The organism is Eggerthella sp. AM16-19, from assembly GCF_003474385.1.
Lineage (GTDB): Bacteria > Actinomycetota > Coriobacteriia > Coriobacteriales > Eggerthellaceae > Senegalimassilia.
The window spans coordinates 1-24,842 of sequence record NZ_QUCY01000003.1 but is presented as its reverse complement, the minus strand read 5'-3'; the positions used below and the strand labels follow the sequence as shown (position 1 = coordinate 24,842).

Annotated in this window: 18 protein-coding genes; all 18 read right to left on the bottom strand. The window is 63.3% G+C overall.

The genetic code is table 11. From position 1 onward, the window contains the following. Window positions 1–119: 119 nt before the first annotated feature. Window positions 120–713 carry an ABC transporter ATP-binding protein gene (locus DW178_RS02105; RefSeq protein ID WP_118349464.1) on the bottom strand — a complete coding sequence of 198 codons (594 nt, stop codon included), beginning with the start codon at window positions 711–713 and terminating at the stop codon, window positions 120–122. Next, window positions 707–1,705, bottom strand: a complete 999-nt coding sequence (locus tag DW178_RS02100) for an ATP-binding cassette domain-containing protein (protein WP_286168462.1) — start codon at window positions 1,703–1,705, stop codon at window positions 707–709. The genes DW178_RS02105 and DW178_RS02100 overlap by 7 nt, the downstream gene beginning before the upstream one ends. A gap of 12 nt (window positions 1,706–1,717) precedes the next feature. Then, entirely contained in the window at window positions 1,718–2,569 is an 852-nt protein-coding gene (locus tag DW178_RS02095; protein WP_118349462.1) for an ABC transporter permease, read from the bottom strand. After that, window positions 2,569–3,552: an ABC transporter permease gene (locus DW178_RS02090; RefSeq protein WP_118349461.1), complete on the bottom strand. Its 984-nt coding sequence runs from the start codon at window positions 3,550–3,552 to the stop codon at window positions 2,569–2,571. Before DW178_RS02090 ends, DW178_RS02095 begins: the two co-directional genes overlap by 1 nt. Before the next feature lie 244 nt (window positions 3,553–3,796). Then, on the bottom strand, window positions 3,797–5,431 hold the full coding sequence (locus DW178_RS02085) for an ABC transporter substrate-binding protein (RefSeq protein ID WP_118349460.1): 1,635 nt from the start codon (window positions 5,429–5,431) through the stop codon (window positions 3,797–3,799). A 349-nt stretch (window positions 5,432–5,780) separates the two neighbouring features. Then, entirely contained in the window at window positions 5,781–7,931 is a 2,151-nt protein-coding gene (ligA, locus tag DW178_RS02080; protein ID WP_118349530.1) for an NAD-dependent DNA ligase LigA, read from the bottom strand. Window positions 7,932–8,351: 420 nt separating this feature from the next. Continuing rightward, complete coding sequence (locus tag DW178_RS02075; protein ID WP_118349459.1) at window positions 8,352–8,876, bottom strand: HdeD family acid-resistance protein; 525 nt, start codon at window positions 8,874–8,876, stop codon at window positions 8,352–8,354. A 333-nt stretch (window positions 8,877–9,209) separates the two neighbouring features. Then, entirely contained in the window at window positions 9,210–10,139 is a 930-nt protein-coding gene (gene cysK / locus DW178_RS02070) for a cysteine synthase A (protein WP_042436087.1), read from the bottom strand. A 201-nt stretch (window positions 10,140–10,340) separates the two neighbouring features. Then, window positions 10,341–10,778: an RrF2 family transcriptional regulator gene (locus tag DW178_RS02065; protein ID WP_042435389.1), complete on the bottom strand. Its 438-nt coding sequence runs from the start codon at window positions 10,776–10,778 to the stop codon at window positions 10,341–10,343. Between the two features lie 115 nt (window positions 10,779–10,893). Further along, window positions 10,894–13,173, bottom strand: a complete 2,280-nt coding sequence (locus DW178_RS02060) for a YgiQ family radical SAM protein (RefSeq protein WP_286168461.1) — start codon at window positions 13,171–13,173, stop codon at window positions 10,894–10,896. A gap of 158 nt (window positions 13,174–13,331) precedes the next feature. Beyond that, window positions 13,332–14,192, bottom strand: a complete 861-nt coding sequence (locus DW178_RS02055) for a DUF4013 domain-containing protein (RefSeq protein WP_118349458.1) — start codon at window positions 14,190–14,192, stop codon at window positions 13,332–13,334. A 189-nt stretch (window positions 14,193–14,381) separates the two neighbouring features. Next, on the bottom strand, window positions 14,382–14,756 hold the full coding sequence (rplL, locus tag DW178_RS02050; protein WP_042435383.1) for a 50S ribosomal protein L7/L12: 375 nt from the start codon (window positions 14,754–14,756) through the stop codon (window positions 14,382–14,384). A 94-nt stretch (window positions 14,757–14,850) separates the two neighbouring features. Further along, on the bottom strand, window positions 14,851–15,369 hold the full coding sequence (gene rplJ, locus DW178_RS02045; RefSeq protein WP_042435380.1) for a 50S ribosomal protein L10: 519 nt from the start codon (window positions 15,367–15,369) through the stop codon (window positions 14,851–14,853). A 187-nt stretch (window positions 15,370–15,556) separates the two neighbouring features. Then, window positions 15,557–17,560 carry a Tat pathway signal sequence gene (locus tag DW178_RS02040; RefSeq protein WP_118349457.1) on the bottom strand — a complete coding sequence of 668 codons (2,004 nt, stop codon included), beginning with the start codon at window positions 17,558–17,560 and terminating at the stop codon, window positions 15,557–15,559. A 187-nt stretch (window positions 17,561–17,747) separates the two neighbouring features. Then, window positions 17,748–20,423: an aconitate hydratase AcnA gene (acnA, locus tag DW178_RS02035; protein WP_118349456.1), complete on the bottom strand. Its 2,676-nt coding sequence runs from the start codon at window positions 20,421–20,423 to the stop codon at window positions 17,748–17,750. Window positions 20,424–20,864: 441 nt separating this feature from the next. After that, window positions 20,865–21,962, bottom strand: a complete 1,098-nt coding sequence (locus DW178_RS02030; protein ID WP_118349455.1) for an isocitrate/isopropylmalate dehydrogenase family protein — start codon at window positions 21,960–21,962, stop codon at window positions 20,865–20,867. An 87-nt stretch (window positions 21,963–22,049) separates the two neighbouring features. Further along, complete coding sequence (locus DW178_RS02025) at window positions 22,050–22,658, bottom strand: hypothetical protein (RefSeq protein WP_118349454.1); 609 nt, start codon at window positions 22,656–22,658, stop codon at window positions 22,050–22,052. Between the two features lie 739 nt (window positions 22,659–23,397). Continuing rightward, on the bottom strand, window positions 23,398–24,534 hold the full coding sequence (gene glf, locus DW178_RS02020; protein ID WP_118349453.1) for a UDP-galactopyranose mutase: 1,137 nt from the start codon (window positions 24,532–24,534) through the stop codon (window positions 23,398–23,400). Window positions 24,535–24,842: the final 308 nt, after the last annotated feature.

The following is a 24,842-nucleotide window of genomic DNA, read 5'->3' as shown; positions in this document are numbered from 1 at the left end:
GACGTAGCATTCGTAGCATTAAGTGTCCGGAAACGGCAGCGCGTACAAGCCCGACGCAATCTCGGACACTTAATGCTACGTCCCCAAAGTGTCCGAAACGTCCGGGACCGCGGTTGCGGTTACGCCAGCGCGACTTCTCGGGTTGCGATGCGGGCGGTCAGCGCGGGGGTATGGGAAACCAGCAGCATGCCGGCGTTTTCGCGGGCGGCGTAATCGAGCAGCACGTGCCAGATGTGCGCCTGGGTGACCGCGTCGAGCATGGTGGACACCTCGTCGCAGATCAGGTAGCGCGGGCACGTGGCCAGCGCGCGGGCGATGCAGAAGCGCTGCAGCTCGCCGCCGGACAGCTCATGGGGGTAGCGCTGCAGCCATTCGTCGCGGATACCCAGATCGTCAAGCAGCTGCTGTGGCACCTCGCCTGCCTCCGCCAGCGTTTTGCGCATGAGCAGGCGCGGGTCCACCGCCTGCTCGGGATGCTGCTGGATCAACTGCACCGGGCACACGCCGCGACGCGGAAGCGGCTGCCCATCCACCAGCACCTGACCGGTTTGCGGGCGCTCAAACCCGGCGAGCACGCGGCACAGCGTGGTTTTGCCGAACCCCGAGGGCGCCTGCAGCGCCACACGATCGCCAGGTTTCACCTGCAGGCTGAAACCGCTGTACAGGGGCTTTGCGCCGGGATACCCGAACGTGATGTCTCTGGCCTCTAGCATGCGCCGCCTTCCTTCCCGTCGAAACCGCCTTCACCCACGCCCGCGCTTTCGCCCACGGCGAAATCGTGCTCGGGGAGGGCGTGCCACAGCTCGCGGGTGAACGGATGGCGCAAAAGGCCGGGGTCGGCGAAGCTCGCCGTCGCGGTCTCCTCCACCACGGTTCCGTCCTTGAACACCGCCACGCGGTCGGCCACGCGCAGCGCCAGCTCGATATCGTGCGTGATCAGCAGCACGCCGTTGCCCTCGTTGGCGAAGGCGCGGAAATCGTCGAGCGCGCGAACCGCCAGGTCAAGGTCAAGACCAGGCGTAGGCTCATCGGCCACGATCACGCGCGGCGAGTCCATGAGCGCACAGCACAGCAGCACGCGGCGCGCCATGCCGCCCGACAGCTCGTGCGGGTACAGGCGCGCAACCTCGGGGCCCAGCCCATAGCGCTCGAACAGCTGCGCGCGGCGCGTTTTGAGCTCGGCCTTCGACAGGTCGTTCGCAAAACCCTCGACCTGCTTGCCCACGCGCATCATGGGGTCCAAGTGGCTCACGCTTTGCGGCACGAGCGACAGCCCGTGCCCGCGCAGTGCGCGCAAACCCGCCGCATCCATGCGCTCGCCGTCGAACCAGATGCGCCCCGTCACCGTGGCGTTGGGCTCGAACAGGCCCAAAACCGCATCGGCCAGAAGCGTCTTGCCCGAGCCCGACGCGCCCACCACGGCCACGATCTCGCCCGCATGCACGGCGATGCTCAGCTCGTGAAGCACCTGCACATCGTGCTGTTTCGCCTGGAAGTACGGCGCGTCCTCGTCGTACATGCGGAAGCTCACGCTCAAGTCCTCAACCTGCAGCAGGTGATGCCCGCCGTCGTGGCTCGACGTGGCCGCATGCGTATGATGGTGGTGCAGCTGCGCACCCTCGTGCGCGGTGCGCTCATGCGCCAGCTCGGCGGCTTTGCCCGCCGATGACGCCTCCATGGGCGCACCGCCGTTCATCTTCGTCATCATCTTCCCTACCTACTTTTGCGCGGTATGCGGGTCGACCAGCTTGCGCAGGTTCTGCCCGGCCACGTCGAACAACAGCACCGTCGCCATGAGCGCCAGGCCGGGGAACACCGCCAACCACCAGGCGCCCGTGGACAGATAGCTCATCGATTCGCTCAAGATCACGCCGATGGCCGGTTGCTCGGGCGGCAGGCCGAAGCCCAAAAACGTAATGGACGCCTCATGCAGGATGGCATGCGGGAACAACAGGATCAAGCCCACCACGAACTGCGGCAGCACATACGGCACCATATGGCGAAGCGCGATGCGCGCCGGGCTCTGCCCCAGCTTACGCGCAACCTCGACGAACTTCGATTGGCGGCATTGCAGCACCTCGGCGCGCACCACGCGGGCGAGGCTTGCCCAGTGCGTCACGGCAACGCCGATGGTCACGCCCCAAAAGCCCTTCCCCAGCGCGAACGAGATGAGCACCAAAAGCACGATATGCGGAACACCCATCATCAGGTCGATCATCCAGCTGACCACCGCGTCCACGCGCTTGCCGCCGAGCGCGGCGGCACAGCCGAGGATCAACGCGATCACCGACGACACGGTGGCCGCCAGCAAGCCCACCAGCACGCTGGTCGAAAGGCCGACCAGCGTGCGCGCCAGCATGTCGCGGCCCATCCAGTCGGTGCCGAAGGGGTGCTCGAGCGAGGGCGCCAGGTTCTTCGCGGTGAAATCCGTGACCGTTGCCTGGCCATACAGCGCGATGCCCGCCGCAACCACGGCCAGCAGCGCAAAAGCCGCCAAAACGCACGCCGCCAGCGTGGCCGTGCGGTTGCCCGCCCTGCGCTGCGCGGGGGCATGGAGCACGTTCTCCATTACGCCCTCCCTTCGCTCACGCGCATGCGCGGGTCCAAAACGCCGTACAGGATGTTCGCCAGCAGGTTGCCGCCGAATATCAACGCGGCGCTGACCAGGGCGATCCCAGCCAGAAGCGCCACGTCGCCGCCCAGGCCGGCGGTGACGGCCGCCTGCCCCAGGCCCGGATACGAGAACACCTGCTCGACCAGCACCGACCCGCCGAAGATCTCGGAGATGAACGCGCACTGCAGCGTGACCGCCGGCAGCGCCACGTTACGCAAACCATGGTGCAAAACCACGCTCAGCTCCGACTCGCCGCGGGCGCGCGCGAAGCGCACGTAATCGCTTTCCAGCACGTCGACCACTTTCTCGCGCGTGTGCAGCGCGATGTTGGCCACGCCCGTCACCGAAAGCGTGAGCGCTGGAAGCACCAGGTGGTGCGCCGCGTCGGCAAGCGTCACATCTGCCGCCGACACGCCGATGGGCACGGAGAACCCGATGGGGAACCACCCCAGCTGCACGGCGAAGATCATGAGGATGAGCAAACCCAGCCAAAACGTTGGCGTGGACGCCAGCAGGTAGCAGTAGCCGCGCACCACGCGGTCGACCGCACCGCCGCGGCGTGCGCCAGCAACGACTCCCAGCGCGAAACCCAGCACGCCGCTGATCAGCCACGCGATGCCCATGAGCGCCAGCGAGTTTGCCGCGCGATGCGCGATCACCTCCGACACAGGCGCGTTGAACCTGAGCGACGTCCCCATATCGCCGTGCAAAAGCGCGCCCGCCCAGTTGGCGAAACGCTCCCAAAACGGCACGTCGCCGCCCCAATAGCTGGCCAGCTGGGCGCGCTTGGCCTCCGACATGTTCACATATGCGGCCTGCCCCACGTTGGCCTGAACAGGGTCGATGGGCGAGGCGCTCACCAGCGCGAACACCACCAGCCCCACCGCCAACATGAGCAGCACGAACCGCACGATATGTCGGGCAAGATACTTCGTCATACCTACTTAAGTCCCAAATCTCGAAATCTTCCCCGGAAGCCCTTTGGCTTCCAAGCTCAAAACCTTTTCAATCGCCGAAGGAGCCTGCGCGCAGCCCGCCTTCAGGCAGGCGAACGCGCCGCCCCAAGCCAAGCCGCTAGAACCGCAAAAGCGGGGCAAGCCCTACGGCAAGCCCCGCCACTACCGGCGAACAGGGGACGGAGGCGCGTTCGCGCGCCCCGCCCCCGCGGCGTTCAGCCGGTTGCTACCAGTTCCACTTATCGACGTTGTTCACGATCGACCAGCCGTGACCATGCGGATGCGGCTTCTGCTCGGCAACCTTCAGGCCCTCGGCCACGAAGTACAGGTGGTCGACGTTGGCGAACCACACCCACGTGGCATCGCCCTGCGGCGCCGGACCGTTTTCACCGTCCCACATGGCCAGCTTCCATTCGTCATACGAATCGGCGACCACGGGGTTGGCCAGTGCGGCGTTCAGGTGCGCATCGACCACGGCGTTCTCGTAGCAGGCGTAGTTGCCGTTGCCCATGGAGTAGTTCAGGTTGTACACCTCGATTGGGCTGTTGGAACCCCAACCCCACACGACCGGGTCGCTGAACTGATGCTGGTAAATGTCGTCCCAGCTTGCGCCCTTCGGCGTCACCTTGATGCCCAGCTCATTCATCTGGTTGGCGAACTCCATGGCAATGGCCTGGCGCACCGAATCGGAGGACGAATAGTACAGGTCGAACGCGGCCGTCACGCCGTCCTTGGCGCGCACGCCATCGGCGCCGGCTACCCAGCCCGCCTCGTCGAGCAGGGCCTTTGCGCGAGCAAGATCCTCTTCGCATTTCATGGCCTCGGACGACCAGGGCATATGGTCGCCCACGCTGTAGGCGATCTGGCCGTAGCCGTTCAGTACGTTGTCGATGAGCGTCTGACGCTTCACACCGTAGTTGATGGCGCGGCGCAGCGCCAGGTCCTGCGTGACCGCGTTGCCGGCGGGATACTCCTCGCCCGTCTGCTTCTTGGTGGCACCCGGCGCGATGGTGGGCAGAGAGATGCCGCGCGAATCGACGGAAGCGCAGTTCAGCAGGTCGTAACCCTTCGGCTGTTGGTCGGCGAAGGTGGCCGTCGTGAACGCGACGTCCACCTGGCCGGAACGGGCGGCCGCCAGGCTGGCGTCCTCTTCCATGAACACCACCACGACGCGCTCGATCTTCGGCGCCTCGCCATAGTAGTCGGGGTTGGCCTTCAGGATGACCTGCTGGCCGCGATCCCACTGCTCGATCATGTAGCGGCCGCTGCCCACCGGGTTGCTGCCGTAGTCGGCATCATGGCCGCCATCAGGCACGATGCCGATAACCGCCAGCGTGTACAGCAGCGCATTGAACGGCTTGTTCAGATGGATCTCGCAGATCTCGTCGTCGACGGCGACGGCCTTGTCGACCATGGTCAGATCGCACTCGCTGGCCTCGTTGTTGGCAACGCCGTTGATGGTGTAGGCCACGTCATGGGCGGTAACCGGCTTGCCGTTGGTGAACTTGGCGTCGGTGCGGATGGTGAACGTCCAGGTCAGGCCGTCATCGCTGCACGAATAAGCCGTTGCCAGGTCGTTCTCGAAGCCCATGTCGGCCTTCGTGGTCAGAAGCGTGGACTGGATGAGCGGCTCGTGCACGTGCTCGCCGCAGCCCCAGGAAACGAACGGGTCGAAGCCGGCATCGGGCTCGCTGCTCACCGGCATGGAGACGGTAACCTGAGAGGCATGCTCCCCGCTAGCGGCGGAGCCGGAGCCCGCATTGGAACCGCCGGCGCAGGCGCTCAGCACGCCGCCGAAGCCCACTGCAGCGGCGCTTACGCCCGCCACCTGCAAAAACGTACGCCTGGAGAAGCTCTTCATCAAGAAATCCTTTCATCGACCAGGCAAAGGCGCGCGACGTCTGCGATTTCATTGCGCGCCCGCCTGGTGTTACGAGGTGAAATTCCGTAACACACTATAGCAGACGCGCCCGCCGATTCGATGTTACGAATCTCAAATTCGTAACTCCTTCATGCGAACGGCCCCGAAACGCCGGCACCCGGTAGATTTGCGTAAGCGCAATACCCGGCGAACCGACCCAGGTGGGGCGGGCGCGAGCAAACGCGCGCCGCAGTCGGTAGAGCCCCATGCGGGCAAACATCGCGAGAAACGCCCACCGACAGCACACGCCGGCAACACGCGGCGAAGCGCCACAGACGAAGCAGCCGCGCTATTCCCTGTCCGCCGTCGGCACTTCGCCCGTCTCGATGATGTGCAGCAGCGCGGCCTCGTCCAGCACGGGGACGCCCAGCGCCACGGCCTTGTCGTACTTGCTGCCCGCCGCCTCGCCGGCAACCACGAAGCTGGTCTTCTTCGACACGCTGCCCGACACCTTCGCACCGCGGGCCTTCAGCGCCGCACCGGCCTCGTCGCGCTTCATGCCGCTTTGCGTCAGGCTGCCGGTCAGCACGAACGTCAGTCCCTCGAGCGTTTGCGGCAGCGCGTCGGCGGCCTGCGCGTCCACGTCGTCGGCCAGGCGCACGCCGTGCTTCGCCAATCGCTCGATGACCTGCACGTTGTCGGGCGTGCGCAGGAACAGGTACGTGGAATGCGCGATCTTCGGGCCCACGCCGTCCACCGCCGCCAGCTGCTCCTCGGTAGCCGCCATCAGCGCATTCATGCTCGGGAACGCGCGCGCCAGCGTTTCGGCCATGGTTTTGCCCACGTGACGCATGCCCAGGCCGAACAGCGGGCGGGCGAACGGACGAGTACGCGACTCGTCGATGGCCGCCACCAGCTTCTTCGCGATGGTCTGCCCCAGGCAGATCGGCTCGCCTTCTTTGTTCGTGCGGCCCGTCTGCAGCTGCGCCAGCTCCACCTCGTCGAGCGTGTAGTAATCCGCCACGTCGCTGACGCGGCCGGATTCCACCAGGCGGCGCACGATCTCCTCGCCCATGCCGTCGATGTCCATGGCACCGCGGCTAGCCCAATGCAGCAACCGCTCAAGCGCCTGAGCAGGGCAATCAATGGAAATGCAGCGATAATCGGCCTCGCCGTCCTCGCGGACCACGGGGCTGCCGCAGCTCGGGCACTCCTTGGGCATGCTCCAGGACCGCGCATCGTCGGGGCGCAGGCTGAGCACGGGGCCCAGCACCTCGGGGATCACGTCGCCGGCCTTGCGCACGATGACCGTGTCGCCCACGCGCACGTCCTTGCGCAGCACCTCGTCCTCGTTATGCAGCGTTGCGCGTGCCACGGTCGAGCCCGCCACCAGCACCGGATTCATCTCCGCCACCGGCGTCAGCTTGCCCGTACGGCCCACCTGCACGGTGATATCGCGCAAAAGCGTGGTCTTCTCCTCGGGCGGGAACTTGAACGCGATGGCCCAGCGCGGCGCGCGGGCCGTGTAGCCCATGGCCTCCTGCTGCGCGAACGAGTTCACCTTCACTACCACGCCGTCGATGTCGTAGGGCAGCGCATCGCGGCGCTCCAGGCTTTTGCGGCAGAACTCGTGCACCTCCTCCGCGCTGGTCACCAACGCGATGTCGGGATTCACATGGAATCCCGCCTCGCCCAGCCATGTGAGCAGGTCCCACTGCGTTTCCGCCACCAGCTTGCGCTCGTCGCCCACGGCATACACGAACGTGGACAGATCACGGTGCGCCGTGATCTGAGGATCCTTCTGGCGAAGGCTGCCGGCGGCTGCGTTGCGCGGATTGGCGAACGGCTGCTTGCCGTTGGCCTCGGCAGCTGCATTGAGCGCTTCAAAGCTAGTCTTGGGCATGTAGCATTCGCCGCGCAGCTCGATGGAAACGTCGGTGTCACGGATGCCGGCCATGGCGCCGTCGCGCAGACGCAACGGCACATCCTTCACTGTGCGCACGTTCACCGTGATGTCCTCACCCGTGGTGCCGTCGCCGCGCGTTGCCGCGCGGATAAGGCGGCCGCCCTCGTAGGTGAACGCCACCGACGAGCCGTCGATCTTCAGCTCGCACACCAGCTCGGGGATGGTGCCGAAGAATTCCTTGACGCGCGCCAGCCATTCGTCGAGCTCCTCGGCGCCCATGGCATCGTCGAGCGAGTACATGCGGCGCTCATGCTGAATGGGCGCGAACTGCTCGCCCACGTAACCGCCCACGCGCTGCGTGGGGCTGGACGGGTCGATGAGCTCGGGGTGCGCCGCCTCGAGCGCGCGCAGCTCGCGCATCAGCGAATCGAACGCGGCGTCGCTGATGGCGGGCGCGTCCTTGGCGTAGTACAGATAGCTGTTGTGCTCGATCTCGCGGCGCAGCGCCTCGATGCGCGCCGCCGGATCGCCGGTCACCTCCGCCAGCGCCTCCCCGCTTAGCAGGGACTGCTGCTCGATGACCTGGTTGCCCATTTGGTCGCTTGCGGAGTTGCCCATCTGGCCGCCCGTCAGGTCGCTTGCCCCGTCGGTCGCTTGCCCGTTCGCCCGATCGCTCATCTGGCCGTCCACCTGCTCATTCGCCATCTCAAGCCCTTTCGCTCGCCGCTTCGTCCACAGCTTCTGCCGCTGCCCCGTTCGCAGCTCCATCTGCCACTTCGTCCGGCACGACGCCGCGCAACCGCGCGATGCCCGCCGACAAGAAAGCCTCGGGCACATGCCCGAGGCCCATTTTTCCGTTGCGATTTTATCACGCGCGCGCAGCGCCAGCCGAAACCCGACGCAGCCCACATGCCTTTGCCCGACCGCCAGCCAGAGCGCTACCGGACGAACACGTCTTCCCCCGGCGCGCCGGCCGACCCGCTTTCCTACTTACCCGCGGGCAAACCCGCAGCGCTACATAGCGATATAGCGGCCCGTGTTCCAGCCGTACACCATCAGGGTTGCAGCGCGCACCAGCAGGATGATGGCCAAGAATATGCTGAGCATCTGGGGCATGACGAAGAACGCAATGCCGCACAGCACGTTCAGCACGCCGCTGAACAGGGCCCATCCCCACATCGGCACGCCCCAGCCGTGCGCCTTCACCGACGCGATTACCTCGAACACGCCGAACGCCACGAAGCACACGCCCACCAGCCACGGCACCACCGCGGAGAACGCAAGCGGATGCAGCAAGAAGATCAGACCTAGCAGCACGTCGATGATGGCGTAGGCAAGCTCCCAGCCGCTACGCGGCATGATATTGCGCAGCCTGATGTAGCTGATGATGTCAAACACGCCCGCCACCAGGAAGAACGCGCCCACCACGGCCGCGATGGTCACGATGGTCAACCCCGGTGCCAACATGCAGAAGAAGCCGGCCGCCGCCAAGGCGACGCCCGCGAAGATCAATCCCCAATCGTGCTTGCTCGCGCTCATGATGAGCCCCTTTCCCCGATAATCTTTCACGCAAGACGGGCTTGCCCGTCGTTATCGCACTAGGCGGGCTCTCCGCCTCTTTCGCGATAGATGGACACTCCGCCCCTATCGCCTTGGGCGGGCTCCCCGTCCCCACGCTATTTCTTTATTGTACCCAAGGTCGCGCAGGTGCGGCAATCGACGAACGAACCGTAACGAGAACGTAGCCCACAACCACCGCAAAAGGCCGCTTAACGCGCAAAGCGCCCCGTTCCAACTGGAGCGGGGCGCTTTCGCCGAGTTCTCATGTTCGCCGACCTGCAGCTTTCGCCGCAAACAGGCAGCTTGCGTTTCCTAGAAGTTGAACATTGCCGTAGACAGGTAACGCTCGCCGGTGTCGGGGAGCACCGCCACGATCAGCTTGCCCTTGTTCTCGGGACGCTGCGCCAGCTTCGTTGCGGCGGCAACCGCGGCGCCGGAGGAGATGCCCACCAGCAGGCCATCCTTACCTGCCAGCTCGCGACCGGCCTGGAACGCCTCCTCGTCGGTGATGGGCATTACCTCGTCATAGACCGACTGGTCCAGCGTGTCGGGCACGAAGCCCGCGCCAATGCCCTGGATCTTGTGCGCGCCGCCATGGCCCTCGCTCAGCACCGGGGAGCCGGCGGGCTCCACAGCGACCACCTTGATGTCGGGGTTCTGCGACTTCAGATACTTGCCCGTGCCGGAAAGCGTGCCGCCGGTGCCCACGCCGGCGACCAGGATGTCCACCTTGCCGTCGGTGTCCGCCCAGATCTCGGGGCCGGTGGTACGCTCGTGGACGGCAGGGTTGGCCGGGTTCGTGAACTGGCTGGGGATGAACGAGTTCGGGATCTCCTCTGCCAGCTCGGATGCGCGGGCGATGGCGCCCTTCATGCCCTTGCTGCCATCGGTCAGCACCAGCTCGGCGCCATATGCCTTCATAAGGTTGCGGCGCTCGACCGACATGGTTTCGGGCATGGTGATGATGATGCGGTTGCCGCGCGCAGCAGCCAGCGAGCACAAGCCGATGCCGGTGTTGCCGGAGGTCGGCTCGATGATGACGGTGTCGGCATCCAGCTTGCCTTCGGCCTCGGCCTGGTCGAGCATCGCCTTCGCGATACGGTCCTTCACCGAGCCGGCAGGGTTGAACAGCTCCACCTTGCCCACGATGGTGGCCTCAAGGTTATGGTTCTTCTCGTAGTTGGACAGCTCCACCAACGGGGTGCCGCCGATCAACTCGGACACGCTCTTGTGGATGGTCATGATGTTCCTCTCTCGCTTGTCCGCCGTTGATTGCCACGTGCGGAACGCCATTTTCATGCCTGTTATCCTACTATGTCTCTAGGCAATGTCAATATCTATTTCAAAATATTATCCCGTATTTCCGGTGGTTTGGTGGGTTATATGCCGTTTCTCCAGGTAAATAGCGAAAAGGGCGCAAGCTTGAACGCTCACGCCCTTCCGTTAGATCGAATAACTGTCCGCTGCAACCGCCGAATGCTCGTCGATGATGCTCTGCAGCGTGATACCGCCCAGATACTCGTTGATCACCTTATACAGCCCACGCCATACGCCCAGCTCCATACAGGGAACCGGCATATTGCAGTCGAAGGTGTCATCTTCCAGGCACGATGCCGGCGCAAGCGAGCCCTCGGTGACCCGCAGCACGTCCAGCACGGTGATCACGCTAGCCGGCTTCGCCAGCTGATAGCCGCCGGCGGCGCCGCGCACCGAACGCACCAGCTTCGCCGTGACCACGTTCGACACGATCTGCTCCAGGTACTTCTTCGAGATGCCCAGCGATTCGGACACTTCCTTCAGCGACACGGGGCCACCGCCGTCGTGTTCCGCCAGATACAGCATCAAACGAACCGCGTACAGACCCTTCGTTGAGATTTTCATGCGCGCTGCCGCCTTTCTTCCACAGAGGCAAGGCGTCAGCGGCTCAAGCGCCGACGCCGTTGATTGCAACCCTTATAGTATACCCTCTCCACCTAGGGAATATGCTGTGATTCAGCTAGCGTCGGGGCGCTTTCCCACGCGATCCGTTGCCTTTGCCGCCGCGGCCACCGGAAGCGCCCCTGCCACCCGAACCCTGGCCGCGCTTGCCGGCACCAGCCGCGCCATGGCCGCCGGAGCCCCGGCCGCCTTCACGGGCCTTCGCCCCTCGAGTCGCGTTCTTCGCGCCCGCCACGCCCTTCTTCGCGCCAGCGCCGTACCCGCCTTCGCTCTTATAAGGCCTGATCAGGCACTTCGGCCCGAACCCGATCAAGTCGGCGCGACCCGCCTTGCGCAGCGCCTCCATCACCAGGTCGTGGTTCTTCGGGTCACGATACTGGATGAGCGCGCGCTGCAGCGCCTTCTCGTGCGGGCTTTTCGGCACGAACACGCGCTCCATGGTGCGCGGGTCCACGCCCGTGAAGTACATGGCCGTGGACATGGTGGACGGCGTGGGGTAGAAATCCTGCACCTGCTCGGGATTGAACCCCATGTCGCGCACGTATTCCGCCAGCTCGATGGCCTCATCGAGCGTGCTGCCGGGGTGCGACGACATCAGGTACGGCACCACGAACTGCTTCAGCCCGCAGGCGTCGTTGGCCTGCTGGAACAGCTTCACGAACTTCTCGTACACCTGATGTTGCGGCTTGCCCATCACGCCGAGCACGGCGTTGGAAACATGCTCGGGCGCCACGCGCAGCTGCCCGCTCACATGGTGCTCGCACAGCTCGCGCACGAACGCCTCGCCCTTGGCACGGTCGGCTAACACGTAGTCGAAGCGGATACCCGAGCGCACGAACACCTTCTTCACCCCCGGCAGTTCGCGCAGCTCGCGCAATAACTGCAGGTAATCCGTATGGTCGGCGTTCAACTTGCGGCACGGCTGCGGCGTCAGGCAATGCTTGTTGCGGCAGGCGCCGCGGCGCAGCTGCGCATCGCACGCAGGGTGGCGATAGTCCGCCGTGGGGCCGCCCACGTCATGGATGTAGCCCTTGAACTCCGGGTCGGCGATCATCTGCTTCGCCTCTTCCACGATGGACTCATGGCTTCGCACCTGCACAATGCGCCCCTGATGGAACGTCAGCGCGCAAAACGCGCACTCGCCAAAGCAGCCGCGATTGCTGGTCAGGCTGAACTTCACCTCGCGGATGGCCGGGATGCCGCCGGCTTCCTCGTACATGGGGTGATACGCGCGCGCATACGGCAAACGGTACACCGCGTCCATCTCCGAGGTGGTCAGCGGTTTACTCGGCGGGTTCTGCACCACGAACTCATGGTCGGAATATGGTTCCACCAGGCGTTTTCCCGTGAAGGGGTCGCTGTTGCCGTACTGCACGTTGAAGCTGCGGGCATACTCGAGGTTATCCTTTTGCATGCTATCGAACGAGGGCAGCAGCTCGTAATCGTACACGTGCTCAAGCGTTTTCGCGCGATACACCGTGCCGTCGATGAACGTGATGTCGGACACGTCGAGCCCAGCCGCCAGCGCATCGGCGATCTCCACGATGGAATGCTCGCCCATGCCGTAACTGACCAGGTCGGCGCCGGAGTCAAGCAGGATCGAACGCTTCAGCTTGTCAGACCAGTAATCATAATGAGCCAAACGGCGAAGCGATGCCTCGATGCCGCCCAGCACGATGGGAACGTCCTTGTACGTACGGCGAATCAAGTTTCCGTAGACCACCGCCGCGCGATCGGGACGAAGCCCCATCTCGCCGCCGGGCGAGAACGCATCGGTGCTGCGATGCTTCTTGGCAACCGTGTAGTGGTTCACCATCGAGTCCATGTTACCGGCGGAAACCAAGAAACCCAGCCGGGGCCTTCCCAGCACCGTGACGCTTTCCGGGTCGCGCCAATCGGGCTGGCAGATCACACCCACCTTATAGTGGTTTGCCTCAAGCAGGCGCGTGATGATGGCCATGCCGAACGAGGGATGATCGACATATGCATCGCCGCACACGAACACGAAGTCGCAACAATCCCAACCGCGCTTCTCCATATCGGCACGGCTAACCGGCAAGAACGCACTGCGCGGAGGCAGAGATGCTTGCAGTTTCGCCTGCTTGGCTGCTGGCGCCGCCACGGAACCGCCGCGCGATGCGCGCGCTTTGCCCTGTCCACGCGAGCTTTGCGGCCTGCCTGAATCTCGGGAGCATTGCGGTTTGTTCGACTTGAACGCACCCTGCGGCCTGCCCGAGCCGTGCGCCTTCTTCGAGCCACGACGGCCCGCGTCAGCGTTAGCGCCTTCGCACGGGCGCCCATCCTCGCGCAACGCATGCTGGGAACCCTGCTTCCCCAACTCGTTTCGTTTGCCCTGTTTCCCTAGGCTGCGACGAGCTGCGCTCACGCTATCCTGCGCGCCTCCGCGGCGCGACGGCTTGCCGCTTCGGCTGCCGGCTTGCCCATCGGATACGCCACGCGACCCTTGGCCTCTATTCCCTTGTTTCACGGAACCGCCTATCTCGGCGCCCCGTTGGACGCCATCTCGAACGGCATGGAGTCATCCTGACCGCGCCATGCCGGAACGTCGAATTGCCTTGTCCAGTATCCCACGGCACGCGCCTGCATCACCACCGCGAACGCCGATGCCGCCGAAACCACCACAGCCAAGGCAAGGCAGACAACGACTAAGCACATGCCCGCAGCGACGATAAGCATCATGTCAGGCGCGGTACCGTTGGAGAACAGCCCATACGCCCCCACGCCGATAACGCCCCCGACCAAAAGCGACCCGACAATCCCCGTCACCACCGCAGGCACGATGGCGAGCACAATGGAAAGCCCGAGAACCCGCAGCAAGCCCTTCATGTCGTGGCGCATCATAGCCCACAGACGCGGAACCTGAAAACCAGGCCCCAACCTGCCATAGATGCTCGCACGCATGGAGGCCACCAGGAAGAACATGACGGATGCCAAGGAAACCGCAAGGCTGAACAGGGAATACACCGGGCTCACTATCGCAGCACCGCCGGCACCGCCCCAAACGGCATGCGAAACGTTGCTCAAACCGCGCCCCGCAAGCGCATCCCAGCAGCCTTCAAGCGCACCCGGGATCACCACGCAACAGACAACGCAAATGGCAAGCACGATCAGCCCGCGGCGATACAGCAAGCCGTCCTCGTTTCCGAAGATTCGCGCAGGCATGGGCATATGCACGCCCCATGCGATGTCGCGAGCCCAGCCGAACGCATAGCCCAACAGCACCACCGGGCCGAACACCGGGATGAACGCGATAAGGCCTAACAGGAACATCTTCCCCAGCCAGCCCTGTGAGCTCTTCACATCGTTCCATGCGGCGCTGAAATACCCTGTCTGCATGGCGCTTCCTTCCCGTCGTACCTCTTTGTGCGGTATACCATAATCGTCTTCCCGGAACGTTACACGCCCTACGCGGGCAACACCGCATCCGTAACCATTCTGTTGCGTTCCGAAGCAGGAATGCAAGCCCAAACAAAAAAGGACCCGCTGCAAGCAGCGGGTCCTGTAAAAGCAGTCGGAAGGCTGAATTTACTTCAGGGTCACAGCAGCGCCGGCCTCTTCCAGCGTCTTCTTGATCTCCTCAGCCTTGTCCTTGGCCACACCCTCCTGGATGGTGGAAGGAGCACCCTCGACGGTCTCCTTAGCTTCCTTCAGGCCCTGGCCGGTGATCTCACGGACAGCCTTGATGACAGCGATCTTGTTGTCGCCGAAGCCCTCGAGCACGACGTCGAACTCGGACTTCTCCTCAGCGGCAGCAGCGCCAGCAGCCGGAGCAGCGGCAACAGCAACCGGAGCAGCAGCGGACACGCCAAAGGTCTCCTCGATGTCCTTGACCAGCTCAGAAGCCTCGAGCAGGGACATTTCCTTCAGAGCCTCGATGATCTCTTCGCGAGAAACAGCCATGTTAGTTTCCTTTCAAAGGGGCTGGATCATCCTAATGTTCCAGCCGAAATTTCAAATGCATTACGCGGCACGTCTTATGCCGCAAGAAGCTTGCTTACGCAACCTTCTGATCGGCAACGGCCTTTGCGACCTGAGCCAGGCCACGCGGCACACCGTTGATAGCGGTTGCCAGACCCTGAGCCACACCGTTGATGGCAGCGGCGATGTGAGCGTACAGCTCCTCGCGAGAGGGCAGGGAAGCGATGGCCTCCACCTCTGCGGCGCTGACTGCAGCACCCTCCATCAAGCCACCCTTGATCTGCAGGTTCTCGTTGGACTTGGCGAATTCCTTGACGGCCTTCGCGGCAGCAGCCACATCGGAACCGGCGAACACGAATGCGCTCGGGCCATGCAGCATGTCGTCCAGCGTAGGCAGCTCGGCCTCGGACAGAGCGATGCGCATAACGGTGTTCTTGTACACCTTCATGCATGCACCGGACTCGCGGACTGCGTTGCGCAGAGCCTCGACCTCCTTGACGGTCAGACCGCAGGCATCGACGACCCACACAGCACCCGCACCCTCCAGATCTTCCTTGATCGCGGACAGCATGGATTGGTTCTTTGCGTTCGGCATTGTTACACCTCCTTCTTCTCAAACTCGGGTTCCGCCCCATGCGGGTGGAGTCGCGCTTGAGAAGAAGAACGACCCCTGCCGTCCTAAGACACAGGGGTCGTTGAAGTGCGATACTTAACAACCACCTCGGCGGGCCGCAATTGCTTGCGATTGAACCTTTCGGTGCCTGCTGTCTCGGGCAGCGGAACTAGTGTTGTTGCTCCGTCTTCTGCTGGTCGGCCGTTTCCGCGGTTCGTTCAACCGTCTTTGCGGCCTGCTCAGAAGACGACTTATCTATAGTATCAGATTTATTCTGCGTGTCAACAAGTTCTTGGACGGAATTTGTGGTATCGCCGGCGATGTACTTGAAGGTGATGGTATCGCCTTCCCTATAGCCCACGATACCGAGCTGCGCAGGCAAGGCGAAGTCGTAGATGCCCTCAACGCCTTCCAGCGTCACATAGAAGTGGGAGTTGCCGTCCAAAACCGCTTGCGTCATGCTGCGGATCGCGCCCGTCTGCTCCTGCATGTTGGCCTCCGCGGCATCGCCGGAAAGCGTTCCGCTGGTTGCCAGCATCGCCTGGTAGGACTTCTGCGTCTCCGCGACCGTATCGCCCGTTGCCACGTTCTGGTAATGCTGGATGTCCACCATCGCGAACTTCTTCACGGTGCCTGCATTATCCTTCAGTGCCATGAAGTACGTCGGCTGCTCGGACACGTTGATCAGGATGGGGAACGTGGCAGAGTAACGCAGGTTCTGCACCGCGCCCTCGGCCGACTGCATGGCCGATTCCTCGGTAGCGCCCGCCACCGGGTAGTAATGGGATTCAGCCGTGCGCTGGTTCACCAGCACGAAGCCCACGATGGAGTTATCCGCCGTGGCCGACGTCACGCCCGTGTACACCCACACGTCATCGTCCTTGGCGATGTAGTTGTAGCCCACGTTGTCATCGGTGCCCGGCGTGGTCTGCACCACGTTCTTCTGGCCCAGCCAGCTGTTCAGCCAGCCGTCCTGATACTTGCCCGACCAGTTGTACTGCTGGATAAGCAGCTCGGCCGGATAGGCGCGGTCGACCCACTGGGGCACATCGTCGATGGCCAGGTCCGTGCACTCGCCCGTGGTGGCGTTCACCATGACCACGCGCTCGATGGTGGTGCCGCCGAACAGGCCGATGGTGCGCGTTTGCACCGGGCAGACCCACCAAGGCTGGCCGTCCTCGTCGATTTCGAACGACTTCTCATCAAACATGTAGAAGGGGTACTTCAACTGCACGTAACGGTCGATATTGCGGGCCAAAGGCTCGGAACGCGAATAGAAGATCGCGCGGTCGCCCAGCTTCACGATCTGCGCATCCTGCGTGGTCATATCCACCAGCGCGTACGCCGGGATGCCCTGGGCTCGGTTCGTCAGCCATTTGAACAGGTCGGCATAGCCCAGCGGGCTCACGCGCACGGGCGTGCCCTGGTAGTTGATCTGGCTATACGTGCCCGCGATCTCGAACTGGCTGACGTACTCGGGAATGTTGCCCATGGCGCGATTGCCCAGCAGCGCCGCCGAATCGCGGTCGATGATGGGGATCTCGGAATAGTCGACCTGCTGGATATCCTGCGCGAAGTCAGCGTCCTGTGTTTCCAGCACGCTAGCGTACTTGGCAGCGTTGCCAGGGAACACCGACAGCGACGCCAAAGCACCCACCACGCCGACCAGCGCGATGGCCACGGGAATCCACGACGCCACCTTGAACGCCTTCGCCTTCGTGCGATTGGGGTCGACCTTGCTGTTGCCCGTTTCGTACGTGCGCGACTTCACGTTCCACAGCAGGAACAGCGGCAGAAGGATGAACACGACTACGAACATCCACGTGTCCACGCTGTGGATATTGATGGGCGGATGGAACCACCAGTAGGCCGCCGCCACGATAAGCAGCACCAACACCGCGGTGATGATGAGCGCCTTCTTGCCCATCTGGCCCATTTTGTCGCCGAATGAGAACCCGGGGACGCCCCCGCCGTTGCCGCCCTTGTTGCCGCGGCCGCCGCTGAACGCGGTGAACGGGTTTTCGGAACCTTGGCCGCCAGCACCGTTGCCCGACGAACTGCTGGCACCCCCTTCGCCGGAGGCGCCAGCGGGCCCTCCGAAGCCTGCGCCCATGTCGAAGCCCGATTGCTTCAGGGCATCGATGAGCGACTCAAAACCGGATGTCTGTTTCACGGCATCCCTTTCTCCATTGATGGATGAACAATGTTCCACATTGTAGCGGAACGCATCCAGCTTCCCTTGAAACCGAACGCGTTCCGTTACCTTTTATATTCGTTGCGATGACGGCCGGTCAACGCCGCGCCCCTCCGGGAAGCGCGGCGCTCTCCCCTTGGCGAAGCTCCGCGTTCGGCCGTCGCCCTTATTTCGCCAGCTGGCGAAGGACGTACTGCAGAATGCCGCCGTGCTCGAAGTACTTGCCCTCGGTAGGCGTGTCCACGCGGACCGTCGCCTTAAAGGCGACCTCGGACCCGTCGGCCTTTTTCGCCATAACGTCCACCACGCGCGGCTCGGGCAGGCCCTTCGAGAAGTCCACGGCGCCGACCGTATACTGCTCGGAGCCATCCAGACCCAGGCTTTCGGCGCTTTCACCCTCTTCGAACTGCAGCGGCATCACGCCCATGCCGATGAGGTTCGAGCGATGGATGCGCTCGAAGCTTTCCGCGAACGCCGCGCGGATGCCCAGCAGCATGGGGCCCTTCGCCGCCCAGTCGCGCGAGCTGCCGCTGCCATACATCTTGCCGGCCACCACGACCAGCGGCACATCGGCCCGCTCATAGTCCATAGCCGCATCGAACAGCGGGGTGATCTCGCCCTTCAGGAAGTCGCGCGTCCAGCCGCCCTTCTTGCCCTCCGCAAGCTTGTTGGACAGCTTCACGTTGGCGAACGTGCCGCGCATCATGACCTCGTGGTTGCCGCGACGGGCACCGTAGGTGTTGAAGTCCGCCGGAACGACGCCGCGCTCCTCCAGGTACTTCGCCGCCGGGGAATCCAACGCGATGCTGCCCGCGGGCGAGATGTGGTCGGTGGTGATGAAGTCGCCCAGGAAGGCCAGCGCACGCGCATCCTTGATGGGCTCGGCCGGCGCAGGCTGTGCGCCCATGCCGTCGAAGTACGGCGCGCGGCGCACGTACGTGGAAGCCTCGTCCCACGCGAACGTGTCGGACGGCTCGCTGCCAAGCTGCTGCCAGGCGGCGTCGCCGTCGTACAGGCCGCGCGATCCCTCCTCGAACAGCTCCTTCGTGGCGAAACGCTCCAGCAGGTCGGCGACCTCGGCGTCGGTCGGCCAGATGTCGGCCAGCTTCACCGGCGTGCCGTCGGCGCGCTCGCCCAGCACGGCGTTGGGCAGATCCACGTCCATGGTGCCAGCCAGCGAGTAAGCGATCACCGTTGCCGGCGCGCCCAGGTAGTTCTGCGACACGTCAGGCGAGATGCGGCCCTCGAAGTTGCGGTTGCCCGAAAGCACGCTGGCAAGCTCCAAGTCATCGGCGATGTCGTGCAGCGCCGGCAGAATGGGGCCAGAATTGCCGATGCAGCTCATGCAGCCGAAACCGCATGTGTAAAAGCCCAGGTCGCGCAAGCCATCCATCAAGCCGGCATGCTCAAGCAGCAGCTCGGTGGCATGGCTGCCCGGAGCCAGGATGCACTTCACCCACGGCTTGGGCTTCAGCCCCGCTTCGGCAGCCTTCTTCGCCACCAAGCCAGCGGTCAGCATCATGGACGGGTCGGTGGCGGTGGTGCAGCTGGTCACCGCGGCGATGGCAAGCGCACCGTGGCCCAACTCGCATACATGGCCGTTCACGTCGACCGTTTCCTTCTTACCCAGGTCAAGTCCGCGATCGGCGCAAATCTCATGGAAGCGCTCCTGCGCCTGCTCAAGGAAAATGCGATCATGCGGGCGCGACGGGCCGGCGATGCTGCGCTTCACGCTGCTCAGGTCCAGCTCGACCACGTCGGCGTACACGCGCTCGGGCGCCTGCGGGTCGTTCCAGAAGCCCTGCGCCTTCGCGTACTGCTCGACCAGCGCCACCTGCTGCTCGCTGCGACCGGTCAGGCGCAGGTACGCCAGCGTCTGGTCGTCAACGGGGAACAGCGTGCAAGTGCTGCCGTATTCCGGCGTCATATTGGAGATGCACGTGCGCTGAGTGGCGCTCAGGCTGTCCAGGCCAGGGCCGAAGCACTCGACGAAGCAGCCGACGACACCCTTCTCGCGCAGCATCTTCGCGAACGTCAGCGCCACGTCCATGGCCGCGACGCCCTCGGACAGCTTGCCCGCCAGGCGCACGCCCACTACCTTGGGAACCAGCGTGGTGATCGGCTGGCCCAACGCCGCCGCCTCGGCCTCGATGCCGCCGACGCCCCAGCCCAGCACGCCGATGCCGTTGGCGGTAGGCGTATGGCTGTCCGTGCCAACCAGGGTGTCGAAGTACACCGTGGGGTTCTCGCCCTCCGGCGTTTCCACACCTGCGGCCGTGGAGGTCATGGCGACCTGCGCGAACTGCTCGATGTTCAGCTGATGGCAGATACCTGCTCCCGGCGGGACGATGCGCACGTTCTGGAACGACTTCTGCGCCCACTTAAGGAAGTTATAGCGCTCACCGTTGCGCTGGAACTCCAGCTCCATGTTCTTCTCCATGGCGCAGGAGCAGCCCGCCACATCGGCGATGACCGAGTGGTCGATGACCAGGTCACAGGGAATCTGCGGGTTGATCTTCGCCGGGTCGCCGCCCAAGTTCGCACAAGCTTCGCGCATCACGGCGAAGTCCACGAACACCGGCACGCCCGTGAAGTCCTGGAACAGCACGCGCGCAGGGCTGAACTCGACCTCGCTGCCCACCTCGCCTGCGCAACCAGCCTCGATCACGCGTTTGGCCAGATCGGAAGCCGCCTCCGGGCTCTCGGCGTTGCGCAGCACGTTTTCGAGCAGCACCTTCAGCGCATACGGAAGCTTCTCGGAGCCCTCAACCTGCTCAACCGGATAATAGGTGTAAGCCGCATCGCCCACGGAAAGGGTAGCGGCGAACTTCTCGTTCTTCATATCGTCCCCTCTTGGTGCGTGTCGCACCCTGATATCGATCTTGCTGAACACGATTCAGCCGGCAATCTCGCTCACCGGCGAAAGCCCTAGCGGGAATCGGTTTCTGCCAGCAGCTACGCGCGTCGGCGAATCCCGCTTGGTTATCAGGCATTAACCTTCAGTCGCACTCGCCGATGGGAACCCTATTGGAAATCGGCGCCCACCGGCAACTGCACACGCCGGTTGAAACCTACCCGAAAATCGCCGGCAACCGATAGTCATACACGCCGGCAGGAGCAAACCCGACAATCAACGTCGGCCGGCTGCCGTGCACGCAGGATGAAACCTACCTGCCACCAACTTAAACCGGCAGCAGCACCTCCCAGCTCAAACCCGCTACGGGAGTGAGCACGGGCCGGCACTCCGCTTCGCACGGCACGCCGGCCAACGCCGACCGCACGATTACGCCTGAGCCTTGATGGCGGCAATGAGCGCCTCGGTGAACCCGGTGCAGCTTGCCGCAGGGGCGCTGCTGCCAGTGGCCTTGCGGATGTCACCCGTCAGCACGGAACCGTCTGCGTACACGGCGCGGACGCCGCGACGGATACGCTCGGCGATCTCCAACTCCCCAAGATGGTCGAGCATCATGGCCGCGGACATGATCTCCGCGGTGGGGTTCGCCTTGTTCTGGCCTGCAATGTCGGGAGCGGAGCCGTGCACGGCCTCGAACACGGCGTATTCCTTGCCGATGTTCGCACCCGGGGCGATGCCCAGGCCGCCGACCAGGCCAGCGGCCAGGTCGCTGGCAATGTCGCCGTACAGGTTAGGGAACACCACCACGTCGAACTGCGCCGGATCGATGACCATATTCATGCAGAAGGCGTCGATGATGCGGTCATCGAACTCAACCCGACCCTCGTACTCCTTGGCAACCTCACGCGCCGTGCGCAGGAACAGGCCGTCGGAATACTTCATGATGTTGGCCTTATGAGCAGCAGTGACCTTCTTGCGGCCATGCTTCAGCGCATACTCGAAGGCATAGCGCACGATGTTCTGGGTAGCCGTGACGGAGATGGGCTTGATGGAGATGCCGGAATCGGGGCGGATAACGCCCGCGCCCTCGTCCTCGCAGAACTTGATGAGCTTCGAAGCCGCCTCGGAGCCCTCTTCGAATTCCACGCCTGCATACAGGTCCTCGGAGTTTTCGCGAACGATAACCAGGTCGACGTCATCGTAACGGCCACCAGCGCCGGGCATGGACAGCACCGGACGCAGGCACACATACAGGTCGAGCGTTTTGCGAAGCGCAACGTTGACGCTGCGGAAACCGGTTCCAACGGGAGTGGTGCACGGGCCCTTGATGGCAACCTTGTTGCGCTTCACCGCCTCGATGGTCTCATCAGGCAGCGGAGTGCCCGTTTTCTCGGCGCATGCCGCACCGGCCTCAGCGACTTCCCAAACGATATCCGCACCTGCAGCTTCCACGACCTGCTGCATTGCAGCAGACGTTTCCAAGCCGATGCCGTCGCCCGGAATCAAGGTTACAGTATGCTGTGCCATTGCCACTCCTTCTGTCCTGCGCCGCAGCGCATACGGGTTGAAAGAAACAGGCTGCACCGCAACGCGGCACAGCCCGAGGTTCCAAGCTTATTGCCCTTGAACGTTGTCAATGATGGTTTGCGCCTTGCGCTTCAAGGCACCCCTGCCATTATGCGCATCAAACGACATACGTTCAACAAGTGCTTCCTTAACGTGCTCCGAAAGCTTGCCAGTGGCGAACTCCGCAACAGCATTCAGCATGTCGTTGAACTCGACATCGCCGTGATAGCACTGGATTGCTTCGTCAATGAGCGGCCAGGCGTTCTCGCTGCGCTTTTCGGTGGTGGCACCATATGCGCAGAAGAAGCGCATAGCAGCCAGGCGAACGAACCCGTTCTCCTCATCGAACAGCGCATTCTCGGCACCGGCAAGCGCCTTGTCAGTGCAGCGCGATTCCACCGGAACGAGCGCGGTGAGCGCATCCAAGCTTTCCCAGCGAGTTTGAGCCTCGGGACGATTCAAGGCATCGATCAAATCGGACGCATAGGGAACGAGCAACTCGGGGCTAACCTTCGCGATAAACGCCAGCGATCCCGCGGCATTCTGCCGATTGCGACGCGAAGAGTCGCCTAATTGCTCGACCAATCGCTTGAACTTGTCCTCATTCGTAAGCGCCTCACGCGCCACGAACTCGATGACATCCATGCTTCCAGCCATGTGGTAATCCTCCATACCGCCTAGTATTTTCCAAGGTCATTATACCTTTTTGGAATTACCAGCCCCGCATTCAGCGCAGAATTAACACGGCGGTAAACTGGGTTTTACGGGGTTTTGCGGCGAATAGCTTATCAGGCAAAGTCTGCGCGTCTGCGCGTCTGCGCGTCTGCGCGTCTGCGCGTCTGCGAAGAAGCGTAATCGCCTGCCGCCAGAATCGACCCGCAACTCCAAATTTCACCAAAAAGCGACATGCCGTACCCTGACGCCCACAAGTAAGGCAACGCAAGCCGCTTTGCCATTGCGCAGGATTACGCAATCTCCGAAAGCGAACCACAATGCCGCAGTGGCAATCGTGGCAAAAAGGCAGAACGTATTTCGAGCAAATTGACACCTCGGTCACATATTCGCGAGTCAAAATTCGCAACCACTGAAAACCCCATTCAGAGGACGAATATTGTCACCAAGATTCCGACTCCTTTTCCGACACAACTCCAGCATTTTTCCGAGTTCAATTCCCCAACGGCGCTCAGTAAACACCAACAGAGGCTTTCGAACGAATCTCGTTTGAAAGCCTCTCGGAGTTCATGAAGAAAAAACGGCCAGGGCCAAAGCCCTAGCCGTTGACTAAAATGATCGGAGCCAATTTGGCATAACTACTTTAGAGGTATTCGCAATCAACACGAAAAGCTATTCGCAACACCAATGCAACCGAATAGCATGCATCGCGTCTTACAAAGAATTATGCGCGCAGGTCAACGCCCAACTCGGCATTCACCAAATCGAATGCCGCGTCGATGGCCTTGTCCATGTCGTAGTACTTGTACCCACCCAGGCGGCCGGCGAACACCACGTCGCCCTCCTGCTTGGCGAGTTGCTCGTACTGCTCGTACAGCGCGGAGTTGCGCTCATCGTTGATCGGGTAGTACGGCTCGTCGCCGGGCTTCCAGTCCGCCGGATACTCGCGCGTGATCACGCTGACCGGCGAGGACTGCGACTCGAAGTGCTTGTGCTCGATGATGCGCGTCCACGGCACCTCGCGCTCGGTGTAGTTGACCACCGCGTTGCCCTGCCAGTTCTCGCACTCGACGGTCTCAGACTCGAAGCGCAGGCTGCGGTACTCCAGCGTGCCCAGCTTGAAGTCGAAGTACTCGTCGATGGGGCCGCAGTAGATGGTGCGGTCGGCGATGCCGGGGTTCTGCTCGCGGAACTCGCGGTATTCGGTGGACAGCAGGATCTCCACGTCACCGAACATGCGCTCGACCATGGCGGTGTAGCCGCCCATGGGGATGCCCTGCCAGCGGTCGTTGAAGTAGTTGTTGTCGTAGGTCAGGCGCACCGGCAGGCGCTTGATGATGCTCGGGGGAAGCTCGGTGCAGCTGCGGCCCCACTGCTTCTCGGTGTAGCCCTTGATCAGCTTCTCGAACACGTCGCGGCCGATGAGCGACAGCGCCTGCTCCTCGAGGTTCTTCGGCTCGCCCTCGCCGATGAGGTCGGCGGCCTCGGCCTTCTGGCGCTCGATGATCTCGACGGCCTCGGCCGGGGTGCGGATGCCCCACATCTTCGAGAAGGTGTTCATGTTGAACGGCAGGTTGTACAGCTCGTCCTTGTAGACGGCCACGGGGCTGTTCACGTAATTATTGAACTCGGAGAATCGGTTGACGTAGTCCCAGACCGGGCGCAAGGAGGTGTGGAAGATGTGCGCGCCGTAACGGTGCACGTTGATACCCTGCACGTCCTCGGTGTAGATGTTGCCGGCAACATGGTCGCGGCGGTCGATGACCAGACAGGTCTTACCGAGCTTGGCGGCCTCATGGCAGAACACCGCCGAAGAGATGCCGGCGCCGACAACCAGATAATCATAATGGGACAGCTTCATGCATTTCCCCTTTGAGTTAAGTAACGAATAGTAGTTACTTTCATGGTACCAAATGCACGAAAAGCCCCGACCCAGGCAGGACTGATTACACGGAGCGCATACAGCGCAGAACCGAGCAGGCGCGCAGCGCCCGAACGAAGGACCGCCCGGCAGGGACGCCCCTCCGGGCGGGCCCCCGGCACCGCGATCGGCGGATATCGCGCATGCGCCGCCGTCGGCCGAGCCCCGGGACGCGGAAAGGCGCCTTCAGGCGTCCCCCAAAACGCGGAGGGGCCCGCAGGGGGGACCTCCCCCTGCGGGCCCCTCCC